Consider the following 271-nt stretch of genomic DNA (forward strand, 5'->3'; position numbering starts at 1 on the left):
AAAAGGTACAACTAACGGTACTGTTACCGACATTGACGGTAACTTTAAACTTTCGGTACCATCAGATGGTGGTACATTGGTTTTTTCATTTATCGGTTTGGCTACTGAAGAAGTAAACGTAGGTACCAGATCGGTGATTGATGTACAAATGTCTCCTGATGTGAAGCAGCTTTCAGAAGTTGTTGTAACAGCAGTTGGTATTGAAAGAGAGAAGAAGGCGTTAGGCTATTCTGTTGCTTCGGTAGATGCTGAGCAAATGCAACAAAGATCT

General features: G+C 40.6%; 1 protein-coding gene. It reads left to right on the forward strand.

Annotated features, from left to right (window positions below; all coding sequences use genetic code 11):
• The coding region (locus tag E1140_RS00030) for a carboxypeptidase-like regulatory domain-containing protein (protein ID WP_155177922.1) at positions 1-271 on the forward strand (271 nt) is incomplete at both ends.

The organism is Fulvivirga lutimaris (assembly GCF_009711525.1).
GTDB classification, from domain to species: Bacteria; Bacteroidota; Bacteroidia; order Cytophagales; family Cyclobacteriaceae; genus Fulvivirga; species Fulvivirga lutimaris.